Source organism: Providencia sp. PROV114 (genome assembly GCF_032704305.1).
GTDB lineage: Bacteria > Pseudomonadota > Gammaproteobacteria > Enterobacterales > Enterobacteriaceae > Providencia > Providencia rettgeri.
Genome location: NZ_CP120528.1, coordinates 107,303 through 133,847, shown reverse-complemented (window position 1 = coordinate 133,847; position 26,545 = coordinate 107,303). Strand labels below are relative to the sequence as shown.

Here is a 26,545-nt window from a genome sequence, read left to right as displayed (position 1 = left end):
TCATCAAAACAGAAATACGGGAAATGAACCGCCAATATCCCGATAGAAACCATCAGGGGTCACCGTGCCTTTAAGGACAGCGGCTGCTTATATTCCTGGCTCTTCACGCCTTCATCGGTAATCATTCGCCAAGTCACCACGCCCATTTTCCCTGTCGTGATTGACGTCTCATAATCTCGAGAAGAGAAAGGCGCCAGCATATTAGCGGTTGTGAGCAAAACCGGTATGCCATCAATATCCACATCACTGACCGTAATGTAATACGGTGTCGGGTTGTCGATACGAAGTACGCTGTGCTCAAAAGAAAATTGCAGTCCCTTTGCTTGGGCGTCTATATCCATATTCAATAGATGGTCGGGGCGATAAAATAATTTAAGATTATTTTGCAGCGCTAAAATAACTTGAGCACTCCCGCTGTCCATTTTTCCTGCTCTACTTGGCGATTGGCTTGGAATGGCTTTTAATGCCAACATAAAAACAGACTCCTTATCTGAGGATAAGTGACTATCAATCAGCCGAATTCGTAGCGTCATTTGCTCTTTGGGATTAACTCTCACCAGTGGCGGAAGAACAATAAAAGGAGAAGAAACCGCTGATTTTTCTGTCATCTGGTGCGCCTTGTCTAAGGATCCATCCCCCCCATTCGACCAAGGTAGTACTCGAGACTGCAAGAGATACACGTTTGACGTGTTATTCGTAACAGTAAAAGAGATCCCTTTTTTTGCATTGCCCGTGTAAATCACCCGCGTACTTTGTAATGCAATACCAGCTTGATTATCCAATTCGTTAGCCTGGGCCGTCATACCACTCAATAGGCATCCCCATAAAAGACCACACCAGATAATTGTCACACCGCGACATAGGCTCATTGCGTCACTGTATTTGTCCATGTAAACCTCTGACTAAGACCACCAAAATCGTTGATGACTGACCATGAAACCTGTTTAATGATAACTTGGGGGGCGTTATAATATTGCGTTGAGAAGGGGGCCAGCATGGCACCTTGTTCTCGAATACTTATCGGTTGGTCATTAACGAAAAGTTCCGCTAACGTCAGGTAATACGGTGTCGGATTTGTAATCTGTAATTGATTTTTACCTTGCTTAACGGTTAATTTTTCTGGCGCAAGGGAAACTGGCATGTCTAACCCTGTCGGCCGATAAAATAATTTGATCACCGTACGTATACCAAACGATACCTGAGTGGTTGTTATCTCGGGGCTTTCTGCCGATTCAGCGGAGGGTTTTACCGACGGGATCGCCAAAAAACTCAAATAAAAAAGAGATTCGCGATCTTTTGCTAAGGTTGACGTATCATTGCGGTTAATTAGCACCGCATTATTACTGTTTTTTTCAAGACGAAATAACGGGGGCGTGACCATAAAAGGGAGACGGTCTGTTGATCTCGCGAGCCCATCGGGGGTCGATAGAACACGACTATCGATAAGGTAAACTTGATCACTTTGGTTATTAATAAGCACTTTCTTGCTTTTAGCGTTTTGTTCAAACACGACGCGGGTTTGGCTCAGGCTTATTCCGCCCTCCGCTAACCCCACTTTAATACTGGCAAAAAAAAGGGAAATAAAGCCAGCGACGATAGCCACCTTAAGTGTGGAATATTGATTGAGCATATTTATGTCCTTAGTCATAGAGAAATGTGAACGTCACTGTGGCAGAAAATTTACCGCCTTGACGTGCCCCATAGACACAATTACCACAGCGTAATACGGCAAAAATGGGGATCGAGGTATCAATAGTGGCAAGTTGCTTTTCTGTCGACCAATTCTCATTGGCTGAAATGGTACCGTTGTATCCTAAATTGTTGTTTTGTTTAAATGACGTATTGCCGTCTGTTTTTAGGTAGACACCGTACCCATCGGAATCCCCAGAGCCTAATTGATTCGATCGAAATAATGTTGAGCCAAACGCCGTCGTTTTATCCCCCGTCACTTTAATTTTGGGGATAAGCCCCCACCCGCTGCAATTACTCAACATAATATTAAAAGAGGCCGATGTTTTAGGGGTTCCCGCTTCTGTTGCGGCTTCAATCTCGGAAGGTAATAGTGGATTTCCATTGTTAAATTGAATAGTTGGCGGAACACTGATACCACACCCGCCTCCAGCAAATAGGGTTGTAAAATTTAATACACTGCTTGCTGTACCCGCGAATAACGCTGGGGAGGATACGCTGATAGCCCCGCCAAGACAGAAGGCTAAATACATCGAATGTGCTGTTTTCATTTTTTATCGTTATCCTGCCGCTAAATACCCTACTCAAATATCACATTTAACATTAATGAGGCTTGAAAACGCCCAGCGATAATCGTTGACTGAAAAGGCCCAACCATGCCCACCCAGAGGGTTGATTCGCTCTGGTATTGGTTATCCGGCGTTAACGAATTCAGTGAAACGACTGTCGTGGTATTACCGATAGCAACATCCGGGCGGTAAAAATCGGCCAAAGAGATGGGTTTTCCATCGGTAGTTTGACGGACCATAAAACCAATCCCGTTGATTTTCTCATCTAAGAAAATCACCTTATAACTATCGGTAGGATAAGGCGTCACACCTTGCAATGTTAATTTAGGTTGAAGAATTTGAGTTTCATTAACACAGGCTAACCTGACCATTAAAGGCTGGATCTCATAGGTTTGTACGGCCCCTTTTAACTGATTCGCTTGAAGGGGTTTAAATCGCAATAATGTTTGGGGAAGTGTAATCTCACACCCAACACCTTTATTGGCGATCACCGCCTCCATCAAAACACTTGGGTTTGTTGTTGAGGCAAATGCATTGGCGATGAAAATTCCCAGAACAATCGCGCCATATTTCAGAAAAAACAGTCGCATTACTCACCTCATTCATACTGGAAATCAAACGTCACGCTAGCATTCAACTTACCTCCAACGCGATCCGCTGCGGTGCAATTAGCACAAGTCAATGCCGCACTGAGTGGCAATGTTCCATTGATGGTTGCTAAATTGGTATTGACGTTCCAACTTTTAACGGCTGAGATTTGTTTGTTTGTGGCTAAGTTTGAGTTTGCTTGGAATGTCGTATTCCCTGCGGTTGATAATAAAATACCGTATCCCACCGCAGTTGATCCTGAATCTAAAAATAAATCTTGACCGTAAGTGGAGTTGACATTCCCACTCACGATAATTTTGGGGGTGACTTTTATACCTTTACAGTTAGCAAGTATTAAATTGAATGTTTGCTTGGTAACATCGGCTTTTGCTTCAATTTGGCTGGGTAAAATAGCTTGGCCGTTATTAAACGTTATCGTCGGTGTCACTGTAACTTCACAAGCACCTTCGTAAGCTATTTGTGCACTGAAATTTACGGTTGCGGCTGACGCGCTCCCCAAGAAGCTCATCAGATAAGCCCCTGTCCCAAGGCCTGTTCTCACTAATCTATTGAATATTTGCATAAAATTTTTCCACCCCGCCATGATCATTAATTGCTTGCCATGTAATCTTGTTCGCCGTATTCACATTCGGATAAACCACTGACCCAAACGGGGGGATCATGGTATTTTGAGCCTCAAGACTCAGATGGATATTATTTTCCCCCACATGCAAAGACGACAATGTGATAAAGTAAGGGCTTGGATTACTGACTGTTAACGACTGACCTTGTCGTGAAAATTTTAATGACGACATGGCCTGCTGTTGACTGATTTCAAAATTTTTCGGTCGATAAAATAATTTAATAATACTGCCCGTCGAGACAACAACGGCACTCTGTGAGTCTGACTGAGACGGTTCATTCCCAGGGTGCCGAGCAGGCAAAGCCATCACTCGGAGATAAAAGAGTGACTCTTTGTCATGCGGCAATATTTGATCGCCCGTCTTAATAATACGAAGTTGGTTTGTCGCCCCAATTTCTAAACGAAATAATGATGGCGAGACGGAAAAAGGCGTTTGTGTATTGTTCCCCTTAATATCGTCTAAAACCTGTGCTTTAACCAAATAAGGGACGGTTGATTGCTGGCTACTGGTAACCCCAATGGTTTGCCCTTTATCCGTATTAGAAAAAATAAGTCGCGTACTATCCAATGAAATTCCAGCAAAGACACTTGCGCAAAAGAAATAGACACCGACAAAACTGATGTTGATGAAACGAAAAAAAACCATTCGCGTGACCCATTAACGGATTAATAGAACAGATAGAACGGATGTGTTCTATCTGCCTGTTTATTTTTTTGAAAATTAGTTAACGATATAAGCCACTAAAATAGGGGCGGTGTACGCGCCACCTATAGGGGATTCAGTGGTGGATGCCATACCCACTTTAAACGTGTATTGTCCCGTGGTATCTTCTTTACCTAAATTAACAGCGACACCTTGTCCATTTTTAACAATGGTTGAGCCATCACTTTGAGTCACCATAAAACCGACTGTATTGGCATCATTATTAACAAAAATATTTTGGTCATTATTTTTGACGGATGTCATTCCTTGAACAATTAACGTGCCGGTTTCACCCGCCGTACATCCTGTTAAAGAAACGGGCATATCCGTAGAGCCGACTTTTTGGTTAATTTTACCTTTAAAGTCTTCCCCTTTAAAAACTCCCATATTAAGAGTTGACTTACCACCATTGACAATCAGATTACAGGTGCTGTTTGTTATTGCGCCTTGTAATGTCACCTCGGCACTTGTGGCGGCATTCGCAACAACAGCAGAACTCAAACCCAGGGTTAATAACGTTGCTGCGACGATTTTCATATTCATACAATGATTTCCTTTATAGAAAATAAGTTTAAAATTAACGTGTTGCATCCTTGTGCCTTTACCATTTTATTTCGGTTAGGGCTAATGAGTGCTAGCAAATGGGCCTATGCCAACCTTTCGATTTATAGCCCCAAAATCAACCATTCCTGCACTCAGTGAGTGCGGCTCGACTGGATAATTTTGGGGTCACAATTCATCCATACAGAAAACAGTCACATAAGGTGATGCCCTCATTCTCGGTGATGACGCGCCCTTAATCCCCAGGCCGCGTCTCCCTATATCAACATGCCTATACATTTAGTAAGCGGTTAACGAAAGACGCTAGAAACGTCCTTTACCAATTCAGCCTCATTCTGTTGAGACAGCGGAATAATCACATCCTGAATAAAGCACTCCCACGACACCGATAAAATAGACAAAATTTGGTTGAGCTGGTGAAGATTGATGGACGTAACACCACGCTCATAACGTGAAACATGTTGCTGACTAATTTTTAATTGCACCCCAAGTGCTTTCCCTGAAAAACCTCGGTTCACTCGCTTATTACGAATAAATTTACCCGTAGCCACGTTCAGCCGCTTAGGTGAAATACACGGAGAATCAATACATGCACCGGGATCACTGTGCACTAATGCATAGTGTGACGGCGTAGTAATGAAGGTCATAATAATGCTCCTTACACTGTTAGCAAAAAATCACTTAGTATATTGAAAAAAATATGTATCCCCAGAAATAGCGCTAAAATAAAATGCTATAATGTCTTCATTTTCAATAAATATTAATGAGCGGTATTTCACCATTAAATTATAAAAATAAAAAAAACACTCGCGAGTAAAAATAAAATATAATAAACAATCTCAACCAAGATATTATTTATCAACGAATTTAAAATCAGTGTTAACTGATATTAAAATAACGAGAAATATTAATAAAAAGATAAAAATTAAATGAATAAATAAACCACCTCAAGTGAAATTGACTTATTAGAATATAGAGCCACATCCTAAATGGGTAAAGCTGGTTGTACCTTTGGATAGACTGATAATGATAGTTAGTAGCTATTAATCATATAGTGATTGATCGCCACAACAGATCATAATGGGGCGGCAAATATTAACAATCTTTATAACACATTGTTATATAGTGGTATTTAGGTTTATCCTTTATAGGTGTATTTCATCATTGCCAATCTCAAATTTAATTTAGGGTGGTTATTGTAACGTAATTGACCACTGCGTCAGAAATAATTACTTACATCCTGTAATTAAATGGATGTACTTTATAATATCTTGTAGTCTTATTATTTTAAGATTTTTTCGTTTTAAGAAAAAAAAGAGCGAAAAATGATCAATGATTATTTATTTTTTATTAAGAATAAATAATCATTGCTTCTAAAATAATCGATTTTAACTAGCATAGTTATAAAAATTGATTAATGGGATATGTCACTCTAAATTAATTGCTGAAACACTTGTTATATCGTCATTTATAAATTAGGTATTTTTTATCTGTCATTACTGATTAATCAGATTATTGGCCATGTGTTCAATGTGTTGATGGGAGTATTTTTAAGATAGGCAGAGATTTCTTGCAAATCGATGGATCCGTGCACTGAAGATTTATTTCAAATATAAATATGATTGATGATAAACAGTGCGATCTACATTTTGAATACTTTGGATTTCATGAAATTGGATAAGAGGGGAGTATACGTAGCACAGTGAAGGCCCGTAAAATTATTTTTAAAAATGATACGACGAATACCAGGAGTAAAAAACCTCAGGCTTCTTCTCTCGCCAAACAAACTCAAGACGTCGCTTGTGTGGGCGACTCTGTCTATTGCCCTTCATGTAAAAAAATAGGCACTATCGTTGAAGGGGGATAGCTTAATATTAGCACTCAGAATAAAAAATAAAGTCTAGGTAATAACCACCTTTACGAATATTCGTAAAGGTAGCTAAATGATATTATTTAGTTTGAATTGTTCTCTAACTCATCCATGTAATCTGCATACCACTGCATCATTTCCCTGCGCCCATCTATATACTGAGCGAGGTTAAACACCAATAGAAAGCATTTTTTCTTTGCCTGCAAAGCGATACTTCATTCTCCAATATTTAGAACCATTGCGATTAACTATCAGATATAACCCACCTGAATCAGAAAATTTGTAGGGCTTATCTAGCGGCTTTGCCGTTTTAATTTTTATATCACTCAGAGCCATAACAAAACCTCCGTAAGCCCTGGTTGATGTGGGGTAATTCCAGTTGAACTGAGTTGACTATGATTTGCTTTTATATGTTGAATTTAAAGGGTTTAATTGACTTCAATGGAGGTATGTTGAACTTAAGTGGCGGAAGATCACAGGAGTCGAACCTGCCCGGGACTGCTGGCAGCCCCAACTGGATTTGAAATCCAGCCGCCTCACCGGAGACGACGATCTTCCTCTATAGATTGGAAAGTGATTATAGACTGAATTCATTATTTTCCAAAGCATTGAAACTACAACTATTGCCTTTATTGATAAAAGCCAACAAAAAACCCATTTATTGATAAGTGTTAATAAGAAAAAACGTTAGATTGATATTGAGGTTTGTACATCTGCCCCCATATACTTTCTTATATTCGCTATGGCGTACTGGTTATATGATCCATAACATTAACCCTATTTGGGTATAAGTTCGCCATTTAACTTTTATTGTCAATACAGTAAGCCTTGGCCTACGAGCACAAGCCTGCAATCACAGGATGTTTTATGACAAATTCATTATTAGCCGATTCCGCACTACCCCGCTTTTCTACTATAGAGCCTGCGGATGTTTTCCCCGCAGTCCAACATGTACTCAATGAATATCGCCAAACTGTAGAAAACCTGCTGAGTGCAACGGATCAATACACTTGGGACAACCTGTGCCAACCTTTAGAAGAAGCCAGCGATAAGCTTTCTCGTGTTTGGTCGCCAGTTAGTCATTTGCACTCTGTGAAAAACAGCCCAGAACTGCGCGAAGAGTATGAAAAATGCTTGCCGTTATTGTCTGAATTCAGTACTTGGATGGGGCAACATGAGCCTTTATATCAAGCATATAAGTCATTAAAAGAAGGGGCTGAATTTAATTCCCTTAGCCAAGCTCAACGTAAATCCATCGAAAATACCTTACGTGATTTTGAATTATCCGGCATTGGCTTACCCGCTGAAAAACAGCAACGTTACGGTGAAATCGTCGCACGTTTGTCGGAAATAGCGTCTAAATTTAGCAATAACGTTCTTGATGCTACCATGGGTTGGAGTAAGCTCATTAAAGACGAAAATGAATTAGCGGGTATGCCAGAAAGTGCAATTGCTGCAGCAAAAGCCATGGCTGAATCAAAAGGTGAAGAAGGCTACTTACTCACTCTTGATATGCCAAGCTATTTACCTGTTATGACCTATGCTGACAACGCAGAATTACGTCGTGAGATGAGCCATGCATATAGCACCCGTGCGTCTGACCAAGGCCCAAATGCAGGTAAATGGGATAACAGCGAATTAATTGATGAACTGATGGCTTTACGCCACGAACTAGCGCAATTATTAGGTTTTAAAAACTACGCAGAAAAATCCCTAGCGACCAAAATGGCCGAATCGCCAGAGCAAGTGCTGAATTTCCTCAATGATTTAGCCGACCGAGCTCATCAGCAAGGAGAAAATGAACTGGCTGAACTGACCGCTTTTGCTAAAGAGCATTATGGTGTCGATACGCTTGAATCATGGGATTTAGCCTATTACAGCGAAAAACAAAAACAGCATAAATTCTCATTAAATGATGAGCAGTTACGCCCTTATTTCCCTGAACAGCGCGTCCTGAATGGGTTATTCGAGGTTGTTCATCGTATCTATGGTTTAACCGCTAAAGAGCGCAATGACGTCGAAACATGGCATAAAGATGTACGTTTCTTCGAACTCTATGACGATACCAACACTCTGCGCGGTAGTTTCTACCTTGACCTCTACGCCCGCGAACATAAACGTGGTGGGGCTTGGATGGACGATTGTGTGGGTCGTATGGTGCATAAAGATGGCTCACTACAAAACCCTGTCGCTTACTTAACTTGTAACTTCAATAAGCCACTCGGTGATAAACCCGCCCTGTTTACCCATAATGAGGTCACTACCTTATTCCACGAATTTGGTCATGGCTTACATCATATGTTAACGCAAATTGATGTTGCAGATGTTGCAGGGATTAACGGTGTGCCATGGGATGCCGTCGAACTACCAAGCCAATTTATGGAAAACTGGTGCTGGGAGCCCGAAGCCCTCGAATTTATTTCTGGCCATTATGAAACAGGCGAACCATTACCAACAGAAATGCTCAATAGCATGTTAGCGGCGAAGAATTACCAGTCAGCTATGTTTGTTCTGCGTCAGTTGGAATTTGGTCTATTTGACTTCACCTTACACGCTGAATATGACCCAGCAAAAGGGGCGCAAGTCATGCCAACGTTATATGCAATTAAAGATAAAGTCGCAGTGGTTCCTTCACCAAAATGGTCGCGTTTCCCACATGCCTTTAGCCATATCTTTGCGGGGGGATACGCCGCAGGTTATTACAGCTACTTGTGGGCAGATGTACTCGCGGCAGATGCATACTCACGCTTCAGTGAAGAAGGTATCTTTAATCGTCAAACGGGTCAGTCCTTCCTCGACAATATCCTAAGTCGTGGGGGTTCTGAAGAGCCAATGGCACTGTTTGAACGCTTCCGTGGCCGCAAACCAGAACTCGATGCGATGTTAAAGAGCTATGGTATCCATGGCTAATGACATTGCGATCCAGTTGATCTGTGAAGAGGGTGCCGATCCCGGCACGCTCTCTCAACTTTCTGAAAAATGGCAGCTTTCTCATACCCCTGATGCCGTTATGGCTGTCGTACTTACGCCTGAAAATTTACAACTGCGTAAGCTAGATGAACCTAAATTAGGGGGAATTTTTGTCGACTTCGTCTCTGGGGCTATGGCCCATCGCCGTAAATTTGGAGGGGGTCGTGGTGAAGCGGTCGCCAAAGCTGTGGGAATCAAAAAAGATTATATTCCCGATGTGGTTGATGCCACTGCTGGCCTAGGGCGTGATGCCTTTGTTCTCGCCGCTCTCGGTTGCCATGTCCGCATGTTGGAACGTCACCCTGTGGTTGCTGCCCTATTAGACGATGGCTTACAACGGGGCTATCAAGATGCAGAAATTGGCCCATGGTTACAAGAGCGAATGTCATTGATCCATGCATCCAGTATTACCGCTCTGAGTGAAATAACCCACGCGCCTGATGTTATCTATCTCGACCCGATGTACCCTCATCGGCAAAAAAGTGCTTTAGTGAAGAAGGAAATGCGAGTATTTCAGTCATTGGTGGGAGCAGATGATGATGCAGATTCATTATTAGCCCCTGCGATTGCTTTGGCTAAACGTAGAGTCGTTGTTAAGCGCCCTGACTATGCAGAGCCCCTTGCGGGACAAAAAGCGCCATCAGCGATTACCACTAAAAACCATCGGTTTGATATCTATCCATGCATTAAAAATAACGAATAAACGTAACGGCGAAGGGCGTATGTACAGGTGAATTTATCAGTATGATACAGCCGCCCTTTCGCGTACGTTTTGAGGTCAGAGAATTACAACACACCCTGCCCAAGCATTGCATCAGCGACTTTTACAAAGCCCGCGATATTAGCACCTTGAACATAGTTTGTTTGTTTCTCTTCGCCACCGAATTCCACACAGTGCTGGTGAATATCCAACATGATATGGTGTAGACGAGCGTCAACTTTTTCTGCTTTCCAGCCTAGACGAGCCGCATTTTGAGCCATTTCAAGACCTGACGTTGCCACACCACCTGCATTAGCTGCTTTACCTGGAGCAAACAGCACTCCCGCTTCAAGGAACAGTTCAGTTGCAGGGATCGTCGTTGGCATATTAGCCCCTTCAGCGACCGCTTTAACACCATTTTTGATTAACACTTTTGCTGCATCAACATCCAGCTCATTTTGTGTTGCACATGGCAAAGCAATATCGACAGACACATTCCATGGTTGCTGGCCCGCTAAGTAAGTTAAGCCAAACTCTTTTGCATATTCTTCAATACGACCATAGTTGTTTTTGATTTCTTCCAAACGTGCAAGTTTTTCTGTTGTAAAACCGTCTTCATCAACCACAGTACCGCTTGAATCAGAAGCTGTAACCACTTTAGCGCCAAGCTCCATACATTTTTCAATGGTGTACTGTGCAACGTTACCTGAACCGGAAACTGCTACACGCATCCCTTCAAAGCCTAGGCCATGGCGTTTTAGCATTGCATTTGTGAAATAAACCAAACCGTAACCGGTTGCTTCAGGGCGAATTAAACTACCACCAAAAGACAATCCTTTACCGGTGAATACACAAGAAGTGTCATTAGACAGTTTTTTCATCATACCTGTCATAAAGCCCACTTCACGTCCACCCACACCAATATCCCCCGCAGGGACGTCAGTATTAGAACCAATATGGCGATAAAGTTCTGTCATCAATGCTTGGCAAAAACGCATCACTTCGCCATGGCTTTTACCTTTAGGATCAAAGTCAGAGCCACCTTTACCACCACCCATTGGCAATGTGGTCAGGGCATTTTTCAGTGTTTGTTCAAAACCTAAGAATTTCAGAATGGATAAATTCACAGATGGATGAAAACGCATACCACCCTTGAATGGGCCGATTGCAGAGCTAAATTGTACACGCCATGCACGGTTGACTTGAACTTTACCTTGGTCGTCTACCCAACACACTCGAAATTGAATCACACGTTCAGGTTCAACAAAACGCTCAAGTAATGCTTGGTCACGATACTTCGCATTTTGCTCTAAGAACGGCCAAAGGGAAGTGAATACTTCACGTACCGCTTGTAAAAATTCAGGTTGAGAAGGGTCTCTTTTTTGGACAGACTCCAAGAACGAAGATAGTGATTGTGTCATCTATGTCTTCCTTTTTAACATGTAGTTGTTGTGATGTGCCTCACTCTTTCTTATCATTATTTTTAGGAAATGTGAGGTTGATTTGCGTTTGCCTATTGAATATATCATTAGTTTGTATTCTAAATTCAAGGTTTTTTTTCACTCTATAGCAAAATAAATTGCTTGACCTGCCAATAACTACCTCAAAATACATATTTTGAAACAAAAAAAACGCCTGCATAAGCAAGCGTTTTTAGTGAATAATATTTCAAACAACGTGATATGGATTATTCTTCATCATCATTTAGTGGCACAATCAACATATCCACATGGACTGTATTGATTAGTTGGCGAGCAGACGACATCAGCTTGCTCCAGAAATCTTGGTGGTGCCCACAGACCACTAAATCCATATTGTATTTTTTGATGGCATCGACCAGTACTTGGCCTAGATCACCACTACCGCTGAGTGTTTCTTGAATTTCATAACCTGCACCTGCAGACAAATCTTTCAGAGCATTACGCGTTTCATCAGTAATACGTTGCTGCATGTCACCAAGATTGACATCAATAAGACCGGTATAGAGGTCTGAATAGTTAACATCAACATGGATCATAGATACTTTGGCCCCGTAAGGTTTTGCCATAGAGACAGCCTTATCCAGTAATACTTTACTTTCAGGTGATAAATCTACCGCAACGAGAATATGTTTGTAAGCCATAAGTAAACTCCTTCCGAATGCTGATTATCTGGTGGTTATGCCTTCACCACATCTTTATGAATACTATACCTGCTAATTGTGATTATTAAGTGTTGCTTTGATCACATCTAAGCAGATTAACCTTAAAATCATCACTTCATATAACATTTTATAAAACAATAACATCATTCATTCAATATTAATATATTGCCCTAAAAAATTCGAGTTATGGAGACTCTTTAGCTTAGTAAAACAACAAAGTTGCCCAGCAAACTGTGATATTAAAGTTCAGTAACTCAGGTTTATTTTCTTCAATATAAACAAAAGGTCATCACAAATTTGCGCTAATTGCACTTTTTTTAAACAATAATTTATCCTACAATAAAATAACTGAGTATAAGTATAATTTTTCTGCTGTATTTCCTTTGCGACAATTGCTGTGAGCTTGAGCTAGGTTCTAAGGAGAGGATTATGTTCAGTATGATTGCATTGTTTTGGGCATTATGCATTTTGTGCATCTTAAATATGATGCGGTACTTTTCTTCCGTTCGTGTTCTATTGTCTATTTTAAGGGATTCAGACCCTCTGCTTTATCAATCCGTTGATGGTAATGGTTTTTTTACTACACACGGCCAGCTAAACAAACAACTCCGGTTAGTTCGATACATAAATAACAAACAATACCTTGAACATTATGACCCTGAAGTTATTTTGCGTTGTGAGCGAATCCGTAAGCAATTCATGATGATAAGCAGGCTCAGCATACTTGTTATCGTGAGTTTAGCGTATTTATTGATAACAGGTTAACTGTGATCGTAACTTTCTAATGAAAAAATAGTGATGGCCTTTCGATCATCACTATTTTGTATATGTAGATTACTGTGTTCATGTAACTGTTAAAGGCTCCATACTCATGTATGAAGCCAAAATTAGCGCGACTAGATAAACAACAGCGATAGCCAGTATAAACCGCCGGATAACACAATGGACACCGGTAAAGTTAATAACCATGCTAGCGCAATGCTTTTAATGGTTTTTGTTTGTACACCACCACCATCGACAACCATCGTACCCGCCACTGCAGAAGATAAAACCTGCGTTGTTGAAACTGGCATACCAGTATAACTTGCCACACCGATAGAGACTGCCGCAGTTACCTGAGCAGATACACCTTGCGCATAAGTCATACCTTTCTTACCAATTTTCTCACCAATGGTCACAGCAACACGCTGCCAACCAAACATGGTGCCTAATGATAATGCTAAAGCAACCGCAATAATGATCCACAATGGTGCATATTCAACGGTATACAGCAAATCATTACTGAGTTTTTTCAGTAAGCTGGCATCTTTGGAACTGGTTTCTGGTAATTTTGCAACCGCATTCGCAGTATCAGAGATACACATCAGCAAACGGCGTGCGTGGTTACGTTGGTCTGGCGTCAGCTCTTCATAACTTTGAATGCCATCAAGCATCGTTTGCGCTTGATTTAAAATAGCGCCAGTACGTGTGCTATCACAATGGAATTCACCACCGGGTTCATCACTACTTTCTGCAACGGTCGGGGCATTTTCTATTGCATGGTTTAACGCTGGTTTATGTGTTTCATAGTATTGTTGCAGGTGGACAACCGCATCATGTGTTTTTGCGATGTCATAACCGTTAGAATTCATATTCATAACGAAACCTGCTGGAGCAACACCAATTAGCACCAGCATGATAAGACCGATGCCTTTCTGACCATCGTTCGCACCATGGGAGAAACTCACCCCAACTGCTGACAAAATCAATGCAGTACGGGTCCAGAATGGCGGCTTACGCTTACCATCTTTTTTCTCACGTTCCGCAGGTGTTAAGTGAATACGACGACGTTTCTTTGTGCCACTCCAATAACGGCGCAAAAAGAAAATCATCAAACCGGCAATCACAAAACCGATAGCGGGAGACAAAATTAATGACATGAAAATACTGATCATTTTCGGTATATTCAAGGCATCAACGACAGACGAATCAGTCACAATCGCGTTGGTTAAACCCACCCCGATTATCGCCCCGATAAGTGTGTGTGAACTGGAAGCAGGAATACCTAAGTACCAAGTTCCAAGGTTCCAAATAATTGCAGCCAAGAGCAATGAGAAAACCATTGCAAGGCCGTGAGCTGAGCTCACATTAAGCAAGAGGTCTGTTGGTAAGAGATGGACAATGGCATATGCAACGCTCAACCCTCCCAGCAAGACACCAAAAAAGTTAAAAACCCCTGCCATGACAACTGCGAACTGAGCCCGCATTGCTCTGGTATAAATAACCGTTGCTACCGCGTTAGCGGTGTCATGGAAGCCATTTATAGCCTCATAGATCAGCACAAACAACAGTGCCAGAACTAATAATAGACCTGTATGAAATTCTAAACCTGTAAAAAGATGTAGCATAGACGTTAAGCCATTATATGTTGGACATGAACGCGGCGCATTATCAGTGACAAACGCTGGCGGTGGAAGCAAAATCTAACCTTTTTTTGATTTAACTACCCATCAAAAAAGTACCTCATAGTAATTACCCCATATATTTCAATGAATTGCAGCAATCAAACTTATTCTGAATTTTTGAAACTTTTTAACGATATTTCCAGAAAATAATCGTTGTTTGCTTTTTTTAGACGAATTTCTCTAATTATAATACGTCCTGTATAGTTTTCATCAGTTCTTCCTCAAAGCTTTACATTACAATCTCGATGAGATGACGTAAAATATCCCAGTTATCAATGTAATTATGCTTAAAATCAAACATATATAGAGACACTTATTGTGAAAAATTTCGACGTTATTATTTTAGGTGCTGGCGCAGCAGGTTTATTTTGTGCCTCACACTCTGGCAAACGCGGTTTGAAAACGCTAGTGGTTGATAACGGGAAAAAATTAGGCAGGAAAATATTGATGTCCGGTGGCGGACGCTGCAATTTCACTAATATGTATACAGAGCACAGTAATTACATTTCTACGAACCCGCACTTTTGTAAGTCAGCACTTGCTCGCTATACACAGTGGGATTTTATTGCCTTAGTCGCTAAATATAATATCCCTTATCATGAAAAAACCTTAGGGCAGCTTTTTTGTGATAATAGCGCACAAGATATCGTCGATATGCTGCAAAGTGAGTGTAACCTACCTAATATCACTATTAAGTTACGTAGTGAGGTCACTGCCGTTGACAAAATAGATGATGGTTTTTTAGTCACGATTAACGGCTCTCAAGTAAGTACCCACTCACTTGTCGTTGCAACCGGCGGCTTATCGATGCCTGGTTTAGGTGCAACCCCCTTTGGCTATCGCCTTGCGGAACAGTTTGGGCATACTATTATTCCAACACGAGCAGCACTGGTGCCCTTCACTTTACATAAACCCCTTTTAGAAACATTGCAGGTACTTTCAGGCATCTCTGTCCCTGCAACGGTAACAGCAGCAAATGGCACCGTATTTAAAGAAAATATTTTATTCACCCATCGGGGGCTTTCTGGTCCAGCCATTTTGCAAATATCCAGCTACTGGAACCCTGGTGAGTACGTAAGTATTAACTTACTTCCCGATATTGCCGTAAATGATTTTATCGCTTCAGAGAAACACCAGCACCCAAATCAATCGTTGAAAAATACCTTAGCAAAAATACTACCTAAACGGCTAATTGAGATATTACAAGCTCAAGGGCAAATCCCTGAATGTGCGCTAAAACAGCTTAACCATCCTCAAATTGAAGCGTTGCACACCACATTACACCAATGGCAGGTACAACCTAATGGAACGGAAGGGTACCGCACAGCTGAAGTAACATTAGGTGGCGTTGATACTCACGAAATATCGTCTAAAACCATGCAATCGCTTAAAGTGTCTGGCCTGTACTTTATTGGTGAGGTGATGGATGTAACTGGCTGGCTCGGAGGTTATAATTTTCAATGGGCATGGAGTTCCGCGGCTGCATGTGCGGAAAACTTGCCTCTCCCTTTCACTGAATAATAGGAAAAAGACTGGAAACATACTCAGTCTTAACTCGACGCTTAACGGAATTGTTCTGTTAGGAGTATCCTCCTGTATTGATGCCCAGAAAATCTTAATCCATTGAAAAATAATGGTTAATATTTAATTTCATATAAATCATATAATTGCAGTTTTAATTATAAGATATATTATTTTGGTTAAAAATAATGCTTTACAAACGATAGTGATAACTATTATCATTATCATCACTTCCTCGATAGGGTTACTTAGTCACCCTTTTGCAGGGGGTACGACATTGCTCACATTGCTTCCAGTGTTTACTTTAGCCAGCCTTGCGCTGGCTATTTTTTTATCCACACCACAATTCTCTGCAATCACTGCGTATCTTATTCAAATTTTTTGGATCCTATGGTTAATGGGAGCTACTTTTCTCTGCGTATAAATTGGTTAAACTGTCATCAACACATTTAGAGCGAGTTCAACCAAGGTTGAAATCCGTACAGGAGAGAACACGATGATTTATTTACGCAAAGCAAACGAACGTGGTCATGCAAACCATGGATGGCTCGACAGTTGGCATACTTTTTCATTCTCTAGCTACTATGATGAGCAATTTATGGGCTTTTCTGCACTGAGAGTGATTAACGAAGACTTTATTGCTGCGGGCCAAGGGTTTGGAACCCACCCCCATAAAGATATGGAAATATTGACCTATGTGCTCAATGGGACTGTCGAACATAAAGACAGCATGGGCAATATGGAGCAAATCCCTGCGGGTGAATTCCAAATTATGAGTGCAGGTACGGGTATTCGTCATTCTGAATACAACCCAAGCAATGAAGAAGAGCTACACCTGTACCAAATTTGGATCATTCCTGAGAGAACGGGTATTGAGCCACGTTATGAGCAAAAACGGTTCGATTCCAAAGATGGCAAGCAATTGGTGCTATCACCGGATGCACGTGATGGCTCATTAAAAGTTTATCAAGATATGGAACTGTGGCGCTGGGCATTACCTGCAAATGAAACACACACTCATGCGGTCGCTGATAAGCGAGTTGTATGGATTCAAGTCGTCAAAGGGAATGTGGAAATCAATGGCCAAAAAGCAACCACCAGCGATGGTTTAGCTATTTGGCAAGAAACAGCACTCACCATCAAAGCAAGTGAAGATAGTGAAATCCTGTTGTTTGACTTACCATCCGCAGAATAATCATTTTCACAACAAAAAAGGCTCTACATTGGTAGAGCCTTTATTATTTATTGATTCACAAAACTAATTACAGTTTTGGCCCGGCTTTCACCAGTGCAGCACCTGCTGGCGTGTCCGTGTACTTATCAAAGTTATTCACGAAACGTTCTGCTAAGTCTTGCGCTTTTTCATCCCACTGCGCTTTGTCTGCATAAGTATTACGTGGGTCAAGGATATTGGTATCCACACCCGGTAATGCTGTTGGGACTTCTAAATCGAACACAGGCAGTTTAATCATGTCCGCTTTTTCGATATCACCACTTAAAATAGCATCGATGATGGCACGAGTATCTTTGATGGAGATACGTTTGCCTGTACCGTTCCAGCCTGTATTCACTAAGTAAGCTTTCGCGCCAGCCGCTTCCATACGTTTAACTAATACTTCAGCGTATTGTGTTGGGTGCAATGATAAGAATGCAGCGCCAAAACATGCAGAGAATGTCGGAGTCGGTTCCGTCACACCACGCTCTGTCCCTGCTAATTTCGCGGTAAAGCCTGATAGGAAGTGGTACTGCGTTTGTTCAGGCGTTAAACGAGAAACAGGTGGCAACACACCAAATGCATCTGCGGTTAAGAAGATAACTTTTGTTGCATGGCCCGCTTTAGAAACAGGTTTTACAATGTTGTCAATGTGGTAGATTGGATAAGAAACACGGGTATTTTCCGTTTTTGAACCATCATTGAAATCAACAGTACCATCTGCCAACACCATCACGTTTTCCAATAACGCATCACGTTTGATAGCGCCATAGATGTCTGGCTCAGCTTCTTTAGATAAGTTGATCGTTTTTGCGTAGCAACCGCCTTCAAAGTTGAATACGCGTCATCATCCCAACCGTGTTCATCGTCACCAATTAACTTACGTTTTGGATCGGTAGAAAGTGTGGTTTTACCTGTTCCAGATAAACCAAAGAAAATGGCGACATCGCCTTTTTCGCCGACGTTAGCAGAACAGTGCATAGATGCAATGCCTTTTAATGGCAGCAGGTAGTTCATCATAGAGAACATACCTTTCTTCATTTCGCCACCATACCAAGAGCCACCGATCAGTTGCATGCGCTCTGTTAAGTTGAACGCAACAAAGTTTTCTGAATTCAAACCTTGTGCTTCCCAATTCGGGTTAGTACATTTCGCGCCGTTCATGACGATGAAATCAGGTTCGAAGCCCACTAGCTCTTCATCTGATGGGCGAATGAACATGTTTTTAACGAAATGCGCCTGCCATGCAACTTCAGTGATGAAACGTACTTTTAGACGAGTGTCGGCGTTCGCACCACAGAATGCATCAATGATAAACAAACGTTTACCAGACAGTTGTTCAGTCACTAAATGTTTGAGATCCGCCCAAACTTCTTGTGACATCGGTTTGTTGTCGTTTTTACCTTTACCTTGGTCTGCCCACCAAACTGTATCGCGAGTCACGTCATCACGTACAATATATTTATCTTTTGGTGAACGACCAGTAAAGATACCTGTATCAACCGCAACCGCACCTAAAGTGGTTACTGTTCCACGCTCATAACCTTCAAGTCCTGGCTTAGTTTCTTCCGTGAATAATAGCTCGTAACTTGGGTTATAAACCACTTCAGCTACATCATGAATACCGTACTTTTCAAGTTCCTTCAGGGTAATGCTTTTAGCGCTCATTATATTGCTCCTGGTAAACATAATTAATCTGCGGATGATCATAATTCTTTACGACTAATTAACAGCGATTGCTATCAAAGAATTGAAAATGTATAATTTTTTTTAATTCATAATGAGACTTAGAGCACGTAATAATGCTTTAAAATTATAAAAAAAGGGTGCAGAATTGCACCCTTGTCACATAATTAGGTTGCTAAATCGTATCAGTGAAGTTGCTGATTTAGCTCATTATTTAACCCTTGAAGATCGGATTCAATAAATACGTAATGTGAGCCACAAAATTCACACTCCATATCAATTTTTCCATCTTTGTGTAAAATATCGATAACATCTTCCTTCGGTAACGTCGCTAATGTACTTTCGCAACGCTCCCTTGAACAAGTACAACGAAACTCGACAGATTGTGGGTCATATAACGTGACATCTTCTTCATGATAAAGACGATGTAAAACCTCTTTCACATCCAATGTGCTCAGCTCTTGGCCTTTAATTGTGGCTGTCAGTTGCACTAAGTGGTCAAAGAAATCATGGCTTGTTTCATTTGCCGCTGGTAAAACTTGCAACAACATGCCACCTGCACTTGGTTTCCCATCTACTTCACCCACACGAATGAATAAACGGGTTGGCAATTGCTCTGACTGGCGGAAATAGGCATCAATGCTTTCTTCAATAGAATCCCCTTCGATCGCCACAATTCCTTGATAACGTTCACCTTGATTCGGTGTGATGGTAATCACCATAAAACCATTACCAATCATCTGCTTCAGAGTGCTACCAGCCACAACAGGGCCATCTACACGTGCAACACCACGCATCTGTTGTAAATTATTACCGTTGATAACCGCCAGATTAACCGGCCCATCCCCTTGAATTTGGACAGTAATATCACCATCAAACTTCAACGTTGCCGTCAATAAACTGGTAGCAACAAGTAACTCACCTAACAAACCTTTCACCGCTGTTGGGTAGTCATGGTTTTCTAAAATATGTTCAAAGGTTTCATCAACACTGATCATTTCCCCACGAACGGAATGTTGCTCAAATAAAAAACGGTGGAGTAAGTCTTGGTTTGCCATAATATCTCTCTATTGCTCGGGCTGTTGCTCAGGCCGTCATCAAGACGACTCATGAGAATTTGTTTGTTTAAACTTTAATAGAGTACGCCGTTCTTTCTTATCTGGACGTCGCTCTGGATGCGGCATCGTAAGTGCATTCATCTTACGCGCTTGTGCCATTTTCTCTCGTTGTTCAATACTTTCTACGGTTTCACAGTACAGTAACTGTGCTTCCGGCGCGCCTTTACGCTGGCTACTAATTTGCATGATTTCAACCGTCCGTTCATCATTACCTTGCCGAAGCTTAACGATTCCGTGTAGCTCAACAATCTTCCCGGGCTTAGTTCTTTGCCCATTATAATGAACTTTACCACCTTCAATCATTTCACGGGCGACTGCACGCGTTTTATAAAATCGCGCAGCCCACAGCCATTTATCAAGGCGAACAGATTCTATAGTGGATTGATTCATGGTGCCTCCTCAACATAAGTCTGAATCAAACTAAGAAGAGGCTCCCTCTATTTTCGGGATGATACTATCGACGATAGGAAGGGGGATTAGCCTCAAAGCATTTATCATAATATTCTGTGATATTACGCAAACGCTTCTTATTATTCAAAACACGTAGCACAATCAACGAACCATTTAACAAAGCACACACTAACAAAAACAGGATAAAAATCGCACTACGTATATACTGAGATACCACTTTTGCATTGGGCTCTTCATGCAACACAATTTGCAATGTGCCATTAGCATCTACTGATAAACTCGTAATGACCCCTTCAATATTGAACGGTGTATTGATTAGAAGATTTGATAACCTTTGCAATTCTTGCCAACGCTGTAATGGCGATGACTCATTAAAAGAAGCTCCCGGTATCGAATCGACTAAAGGCTTATTTTCATCACTAATTAATAAAACACCTCCAGGAGGCGGACTATTAATTTTACGCACTTCTCTGTCTATTTCTGTCCTGATAAAATCATATATGGTGTCTTCCACGATGTTTTCCAAGGCCTCTGCGCTACCCGCACGCAATAAAACATGAGCCCCTTTTAATTTTCCTGTGGATGCTTTCTTTACTAATGTAGGCCAATCCTCTGTACTTCCTAAGTTAGTCAGTGCATTTTTTAATTTTAAGCAGTTATCCGAATTATGGCACAGTTGTTCTGTTCCCATAATAATAGCCGAAAAATCAAAGATGATATTCATCCCAGATTTCATAATATCGCGCTGTAACCTTGGATTAACCCCGACTGAGTTTTTGTCTGGATGTAATTGGCTTTTGACAGTATCAAGCAATGATATTGAACGTTCGACAACCTCTGATTGAGGTTCAGTCAGTAAACTAACATCATTCCAATAAATACCAGAGCAATCAAACGGTACAAATTGAGCTTGGTTTTCTTTATTCAAATTCGGTGGGCGGTAACACATCCCTTTACCTTGGGCAACTAATGTATCCCCAACTTTAAGCTGACGAGCAACGAGATCATTAGGGTTTTCAACCGTGATTTTCTCTGTACCACCTAACCAAGCAAAACCCAGTTTTATCGGCAGCCCCATCGGTTGATATGCAAATATCAGAGACATCGTTAATAATGCCCCAACTAACATCAATACATTCTTCTTGAACCGTTTATATGGGTAATAACGTTCTTCTTCATGCAACGAAAGGTATTTACCGTGTCTAACTACCTCACCCGTTGCATAAAAATCAATATTAACGGCTTGGTTTTCTTCGTATTTTAAATAATTTCCCCAATGACTGGGGTAATGCAAATCAATCCCCGCAATAGAGGTATTTGTTGAGTATTTTTTATCAAGCTCTCCATAAAGTTCCCAACGCTTTGGCTGACCATGAATACATTGAATATCTTGGTATTTTCGAGGAAACATCCTAGAGCGAAAAAGAACAAGTAACCCAATGACAAACGTAATCATTGAAATCACTAACCCCGATTCCTGTAATAACGGGATTGAAACGAGGGTTAAATAACCAAATAAAAAACTCAGGCAAATGATCGCAGCGCCAAGCCAGCCCGTAGAATGGTGTAATCTATGCTCTTCTATCGTCTCTTTACGCACTTTTAATCGTTCAATGCTATGTTGGCCACGTTCTTGAATTGCAGCATCAGGCAATATTGAATCGAGTGGCACGCCAGTTTGCCATTCACTACTAAAATCTTTCAATGAGTGACTATTCATTGAAATAATCAATGGTAAATGATCTGTTTCGACTATCTCCATGACATTTTGGCGCTGCAAAAACGGTTCAAGCTGTGAAGGGAGCTGAACTTCAATGGTATCAATAAAATAACGCCAGCTATTTCCCTGCTCTTGGCGCAAATTAAAACGCGTTAATGAATGGCAAATTGTTGCTATTGTTGAATTTTTTTTGATTTGCCATGGATGTTGAGAAGAATTTATTGATACAGCAGAGCAATAATTTAAATACTGAGAGATGGTTTGGTAATCTGAATCAATCATTTTTCTAAATGATGGTGACGCTACAGAGGGTATTTGATAGACGCCAGAACGCCGCCCCCGCCTAAAATATAGGAAGGAAGCCATTATAGTCAGGCTAATAACAATTATAGCCGTTATAATGACATGGTTCAGCATTGTTTCCCCAATGAAAAATGAATAAGAAAAGCATATCAACCATCAGGCTTTCTAAAAATAAGCCAATTCCTATTCTATTTAGTATTTTTATTTTAAATTACAACATCTTGTAAAAAAATTTTTTATTTATTCATCCGTGCTATTTTTGAACGACGATTATACTAACAGCATTTTATCGACTCGATAATATCTATCATTTTATTTTGATATAGGTCATAGTTGTACGGTGATTTCAAAATACGGGCAGTACTAAGTACAACGCGTCTCGTAAATCAATGAAATATGCTTTTAGCAATAGATTTCACTCATCCTGTTCGGAAATCGTTATGACAGAGTTAAAAAAACCAAAAATCTTGAATATTCAAGATGTTGCTCAATCAAAATTATTCAGCATTCAATCAGTTGATCTCGAATTTAGTAATGGCGAAAAACGAGTCTATGAAAGAATGCGGCCCGCAAAACGTGAAGCGGTTCTTATTGTTCCTATCATGGGTGATAACCTCATCCTCATTCGCGAATACGCTGTCGGGATTGAAAGCTATGAATTAGGCTTTCCCAAAGGTGCTATCGACCCCGGCGAAATCGCCATTGAAGCAGCCCAACGTGAACTCAAAGAAGAAATAGGTTATGGCGCTAATCACATTGTTCAGCTCGCCAAACTTACGATGTCACCATCATACTTCTCAAGTAAAATGAACATTCTTATCGCTCAAGACTTATACAGCGAAAAACTCGAAGGAGATGAGCCAGAACCACTACAACAAGAGCTATGGCCAATATCTCGAATGATGGAATTACTGGAACATCCTGATTTCAACGAAGCTCGGAATATTAGCGCACTTTTCTATCTAGAACGTTACTTAAAAAGTAGTAAGTAAAAACACTTATTATTGTATCAGCTGTATGTGATTTCCATAACCAATTATTAATATTGGCACATAATCGCCTGATATATTAAATGTCTCTATAGAAAACACCCCATGTTTTAAATCAACAATGGGGTGCTAATTGAGAGAGTTTAGCCAACAATAATTTTAAAATAGCTCTTGGCTAGCCCCACCTTCCGTAGAAATTGTCGTGCCTACCTCTTGTACTGCATGTTCTTTCGGTTCTGTTCCTTCAATAAAATACTCACGACGGGAAGAACCTAACTTACCTGTCCGGCTATCAATGGATACAGAAATAACCCCTTTAGGTGGCTTCATTGTTTTCACAGGCACTCCATCCAAAATAGACTTCATAAAGTCATCCCACATAGGCTGTGCACTTTTAGCACCCGCTTCACCACGACCTAGTGTGCGCCTATTGTCATCGAAACCTATCCATGCTGAAGCCACAACATCTGGACCATAGCCAGAGAACCAAGCATCCTTCGAGCTATTCGTTGTTCCTGTTTTTCCACCAATATCACGCCGGCCACCTAAGTCTCTCGCTGCACGCCAACCTGTACCAGACCAACCAGGCTCGCCATAGATATTAGTCATCATCGCATCCCTAATTAAGAATGCGAGAGGAGTATTAATCACATGAGGTGCATATTGATCACCGGCGTTCCCGTCTAGGTTAGATGCCGTTGTTAATTCCATTGTTGGCTCTTGTATGACGGTATTATCATCCGATTGCGTCACTTCTTCGGTAGATTCATCATCTATACCTTTACTCGCAATAGTGCGTTCAGTATCCCCATAAATCACAGGAATATTCGTACAATCAGGGCATGCTATTTTAGGATTAGCTTCGAAAATAACCTCATCATTATGATTTTCGATCTTCGAAATGTAGTATGGGTCAATCAAATACCCACCATTGACCATGACGGCATATCCACGAACCATTTGCATTGGTGTAAATGATGGCGCACCTAGCGCTAACGCCTCTGTACGGTTAATATTTTCCGCTGGGAAACCAAAGCGAGTCAAATAATCAGCGGCGTAGTCCACACCCATGGCTCTCATTGCGCGAACCATCACAACGTTTTTTGATTGGCCTAAACCTTGACGCAAACGAATAGGCCCATCATATCGAGGTGGTGAATTCTTAGGACGCCAATCAGAACCTGCGCCCGCATCCCAACGGCTAATCGGCACATCATTAAGTAATGATGATAATGTCAGGCCTTTATCCATCGCAGCGGTATACAAGAAAGGTTTAATATTCGAACCAACTTGGCGTAATGATTGAGTAACCCGGTTAAACTCACTCATATTGAAGTCAAACCCACCAACAAGCGCAATAATTGCACCGTCATTCGGATTCAAAGCAACAAAGGCAGCATTTACATCAGGCACTTGCCCTAACCACCAGTTATCTTTAACTTTTCGAACCCAAATTTGCTCACCCACTTGCATCACTGCATTTACGGCTCTTGGCGTGGCGCCTTGCTGAGTATCTGAAATAAATTTACGTGCCCAACGCACCCCGGTCATCGTAATTGGGATTTGCGAGCCATCAGCTAACATCACTTGTGCTTCTGAAGCCGTTGCAGATGTTACGACGGCAGGCATTAATGGCCCATAAACAGGCATTTTCTTCAATTTTTCAACAATCTGCTCTGCTGTCCAAGCCGTTTCATTCTGTTTCCATAAAACTTCGGCAGGACCGCGATAGCCATGACGAGTATCGTAGTCGATCAAATTATTACGAACTGCAGTTGTTGCTGCTTCCTGATCTTTGCGGATCACCGTAGTGTAAACTTTATACCCATCGGTATAGGCATCTTCACCATATTTATCAAACAAGGTTTGACGCGCCATTTCGGCTAAATACGGCGCAGAAAAATCGATTTTCGGCGCATGATATGAAGCAACTATTTTTTCATTTTTTGCTTGTTCATACTGGTCTTGAGTAATGTATTTCTCCTCAAACATACGAGAAAGAACCACATTACGACGACTTACAGCACGGTCATAAGAATACAGCGGGTTAAATGTAGAAGGCGCTTTTGGCAAACCCGCAATCATCGCGATTTCACTAAGCGTCAACTCATCTACTGTCTTACCAAAATAAACGTACGCAGCCGCCCCGACGCCATAAGCACGGTTACCTAAATAAATTTTATTCAGGTACAGCTCCATAATTTCATCTTTAGTAAAAAGCTGCTCAATGCGAATAGCTAAAAAAGCCTCTTTAACTTTACGCATCAAGGTTTTTTCAGGACTTAAGTAAAAGTTTCTCGCGAGCTGCTGAGTAATCGTACTGGCCCCCTGAGAAGCATGACCAGATGATGCCATGACAGTAACAGCACGGAAAATACCAATAGGGTCAATCCCGTGGTGATCATAAAAACGGCTATCTTCAGTTGCAATAAACGCTTTTATCATTAAAGGAGGAATTTCTGCCAGCGGTAAAGGAATACGACGTTTTTCCCCATATTGGGCAATCAATTCGTTATCCGCACTGTATACCTGCATTGGAATTTGCAGACGAATGTCTTTCATTGTTGCGACATCAGGTAACTCACCTTCGACATATTTATACATGCCATAAATCGAGGCGGTTCCCAAAAAAATGCAACAGAAAACAAGAATAAAAAAGTATTTTACGAACTTCACCGGAAAATTCCCATGCTCGGCTAACAAG

The 26,545-nt window shown here is 41.2% G+C and carries 21 protein-coding genes, 1 tRNA gene and 3 pseudogenes; 7 read left to right on the top strand and 18 right to left on the bottom strand.

All coding sequences use genetic code 11. The annotated features are described in order from the left end of the window. Positions 1-59: 59 nt before the first annotated feature. The 8 genes from P3L37_RS00585 to P3L37_RS00550 all read right to left on the bottom strand — a co-directional run bounded on the left by P3L37_RS00585 (position 60) and on the right by P3L37_RS00550 (position 5,400). A complete protein-coding gene (locus P3L37_RS00585; protein ID WP_162598838.1) occupies positions 60-890 on the bottom strand; it encodes a molecular chaperone in 831 nt (276 codons plus the stop codon). Beyond that, positions 866-1,630 carry a molecular chaperone gene (locus P3L37_RS00580; protein ID WP_109912298.1) on the bottom strand — a complete coding sequence of 255 codons (765 nt, stop codon included), beginning with the start codon at positions 1,628-1,630 and terminating at the stop codon, positions 866-868. The genes P3L37_RS00585 and P3L37_RS00580 overlap by 25 nt, the downstream gene beginning before the upstream one ends. Positions 1,631-1,640: 10 nt before the next feature. Then, complete coding sequence (locus P3L37_RS00575) at positions 1,641-2,240, bottom strand: fimbrial protein (protein ID WP_109912297.1); 600 nt, start codon at positions 2,238-2,240, stop codon at positions 1,641-1,643. Between the two features lie 29 nt (positions 2,241-2,269). Then, the gene (locus P3L37_RS00570; protein WP_109912296.1) at positions 2,270-2,848 is read right to left on the bottom strand and encodes a fimbrial protein; all 579 of its coding nucleotides are present in this window, start codon (positions 2,846-2,848) and stop codon (positions 2,270-2,272) included. Between the two features lie 8 nt (positions 2,849-2,856). Next, the gene (locus tag P3L37_RS00565; RefSeq protein WP_162598837.1) at positions 2,857-3,429 is read right to left on the bottom strand and encodes a fimbrial protein; all 573 of its coding nucleotides are present in this window, start codon (positions 3,427-3,429) and stop codon (positions 2,857-2,859) included. Then, positions 3,413-4,135 (bottom strand): molecular chaperone, encoded by a 723-nt coding sequence (locus tag P3L37_RS00560; RefSeq protein ID WP_109912294.1) that lies wholly within the window; start codon positions 4,133-4,135, stop codon positions 3,413-3,415. The genes P3L37_RS00565 and P3L37_RS00560 overlap by 17 nt, the downstream gene beginning before the upstream one ends. A gap of 75 nt (positions 4,136-4,210) precedes the next feature. Beyond that, positions 4,211-4,735 (bottom strand): fimbrial protein, encoded by a 525-nt coding sequence (locus P3L37_RS00555; protein ID WP_109912293.1) that lies wholly within the window; start codon positions 4,733-4,735, stop codon positions 4,211-4,213. Between the two features lie 308 nt (positions 4,736-5,043). Continuing rightward, positions 5,044-5,400, bottom strand: a complete 357-nt coding sequence (locus P3L37_RS00550; RefSeq protein ID WP_109912292.1) for a helix-turn-helix domain-containing protein — start codon at positions 5,398-5,400, stop codon at positions 5,044-5,046. Positions 5,401-6,443: 1,043 nt separating this feature from the next. On the opposite strand from P3L37_RS00550, the pseudogene P3L37_RS00545 reads away from it, so the two are divergent. Beyond that, positions 6,444-6,614 (top strand): annotated as a pseudogene (locus P3L37_RS00545) (PAAR domain-containing protein); the annotation flags it as partial. Between the two features lie 180 nt (positions 6,615-6,794). Here P3L37_RS00545 and P3L37_RS00540 read toward each other — a convergent pair. Further along, a pseudogene (locus P3L37_RS00540) lies at positions 6,795-6,959 on the bottom strand (Arm DNA-binding domain-containing protein); the annotation flags it as partial. A gap of 127 nt (positions 6,960-7,086) precedes the next feature. Then, positions 7,087-7,181: transfer RNA gene (locus P3L37_RS00535), tRNA-Sec, on the bottom strand. Between the two features lie 309 nt (positions 7,182-7,490). Between P3L37_RS00535 and prlC the strand changes: the two genes are divergently transcribed. Next, entirely contained in the window at positions 7,491-9,533 is a 2,043-nt protein-coding gene (prlC, locus tag P3L37_RS00530) for an oligopeptidase A (protein WP_109913164.1), read from the top strand. Beyond that, positions 9,526-10,296 carry a 16S rRNA (guanine(1516)-N(2))-methyltransferase RsmJ gene (gene rsmJ / locus P3L37_RS00525; protein ID WP_109913165.1) on the top strand — a complete coding sequence of 257 codons (771 nt, stop codon included), beginning with the start codon at positions 9,526-9,528 and terminating at the stop codon, positions 10,294-10,296. Before prlC ends, rsmJ begins: the two co-directional genes overlap by 8 nt. Positions 10,297-10,379: 83 nt before the next feature. Here rsmJ and gdhA read toward each other — a convergent pair whose 3' ends face one another. Both gdhA and uspA read right to left on the bottom strand, forming a co-directional pair. Next, positions 10,380-11,714 carry an NADP-specific glutamate dehydrogenase gene (gene gdhA / locus P3L37_RS00520; RefSeq protein ID WP_109913166.1) on the bottom strand — a complete coding sequence of 445 codons (1,335 nt, stop codon included), beginning with the start codon at positions 11,712-11,714 and terminating at the stop codon, positions 10,380-10,382. 266 nt (positions 11,715-11,980) lie between these two features. Continuing rightward, on the bottom strand, positions 11,981-12,415 hold the full coding sequence (uspA, locus tag P3L37_RS00515) for a universal stress protein UspA (protein WP_004263149.1): 435 nt from the start codon (positions 12,413-12,415) through the stop codon (positions 11,981-11,983). A 450-nt stretch (positions 12,416-12,865) separates the two neighbouring features. Here uspA and uspB point away from each other — a divergent pair, with 450 nt between their 5' ends. Next, positions 12,866-13,201 carry a universal stress protein UspB gene (uspB, locus tag P3L37_RS00510; protein ID WP_004906561.1) on the top strand — a complete coding sequence of 112 codons (336 nt, stop codon included), beginning with the start codon at positions 12,866-12,868 and terminating at the stop codon, positions 13,199-13,201. Between the two features lie 131 nt (positions 13,202-13,332). On the opposite strand, the gene pitA is transcribed toward uspB, so the two are convergent. After that, positions 13,333-14,823, bottom strand: a complete 1,491-nt coding sequence (gene pitA / locus P3L37_RS00505) for an inorganic phosphate transporter PitA (protein WP_004906562.1) — start codon at positions 14,821-14,823, stop codon at positions 13,333-13,335. A 375-nt stretch (positions 14,824-15,198) separates the two neighbouring features. Here pitA and P3L37_RS00500 point away from each other — a divergent pair, with 375 nt between their 5' ends. Next, entirely contained in the window at positions 15,199-16,401 is a 1,203-nt protein-coding gene (locus P3L37_RS00500; protein ID WP_109913167.1) for an NAD(P)/FAD-dependent oxidoreductase, read from the top strand. Positions 16,402-16,897: 496 nt separating this feature from the next. Further along, on the top strand, positions 16,898-17,596 hold the full coding sequence (locus tag P3L37_RS00495) for a pirin family protein (protein ID WP_109913168.1): 699 nt from the start codon (positions 16,898-16,900) through the stop codon (positions 17,594-17,596). 67 nt (positions 17,597-17,663) lie between these two features. Here P3L37_RS00495 and pckA read toward each other — a convergent pair. The 4 genes and pseudogenes from pckA to P3L37_RS00475 all read right to left on the bottom strand — a co-directional run bounded on the left by pckA (position 17,664) and on the right by P3L37_RS00475 (position 22,966). Next, a pseudogene (pckA, locus tag P3L37_RS00490) lies at positions 17,664-19,282 on the bottom strand (phosphoenolpyruvate carboxykinase (ATP)). A 203-nt stretch (positions 19,283-19,485) separates the two neighbouring features. Further along, the gene (hslO, locus tag P3L37_RS00485; RefSeq protein WP_004263166.1) at positions 19,486-20,358 is read right to left on the bottom strand and encodes an Hsp33 family molecular chaperone HslO; all 873 of its coding nucleotides are present in this window, start codon (positions 20,356-20,358) and stop codon (positions 19,486-19,488) included. 39 nt (positions 20,359-20,397) lie between these two features. Then, positions 20,398-20,808: a ribosome-associated heat shock protein Hsp15 gene (gene hslR, locus P3L37_RS00480; RefSeq protein ID WP_198635203.1), complete on the bottom strand. Its 411-nt coding sequence runs from the start codon at positions 20,806-20,808 to the stop codon at positions 20,398-20,400. Between the two features lie 64 nt (positions 20,809-20,872). After that, positions 20,873-22,966, bottom strand: coding sequence for an IgaA/UmoB family intracellular growth attenuator (locus tag P3L37_RS00475; protein WP_109913170.1), 2,094 nt, complete (start codon positions 22,964-22,966; stop codon positions 20,873-20,875). Positions 22,967-23,292: 326 nt separating this feature from the next. On the opposite strand from P3L37_RS00475, the gene nudE reads away from it, so the two are divergent. After that, the gene (gene nudE, locus P3L37_RS00470; RefSeq protein WP_004906579.1) at positions 23,293-23,844 is read left to right on the top strand and encodes an ADP compounds hydrolase NudE; all 552 of its coding nucleotides are present in this window, start codon (positions 23,293-23,295) and stop codon (positions 23,842-23,844) included. Positions 23,845-24,000: 156 nt separating this feature from the next. Here nudE and mrcA read toward each other — a convergent pair whose 3' ends face one another. Continuing rightward, entirely contained in the window at positions 24,001-26,517 is a 2,517-nt protein-coding gene (gene mrcA / locus P3L37_RS00465) for a peptidoglycan glycosyltransferase/peptidoglycan DD-transpeptidase MrcA (RefSeq protein ID WP_004906580.1), read from the bottom strand. Positions 26,518-26,545 lie beyond the last annotated feature (28 nt).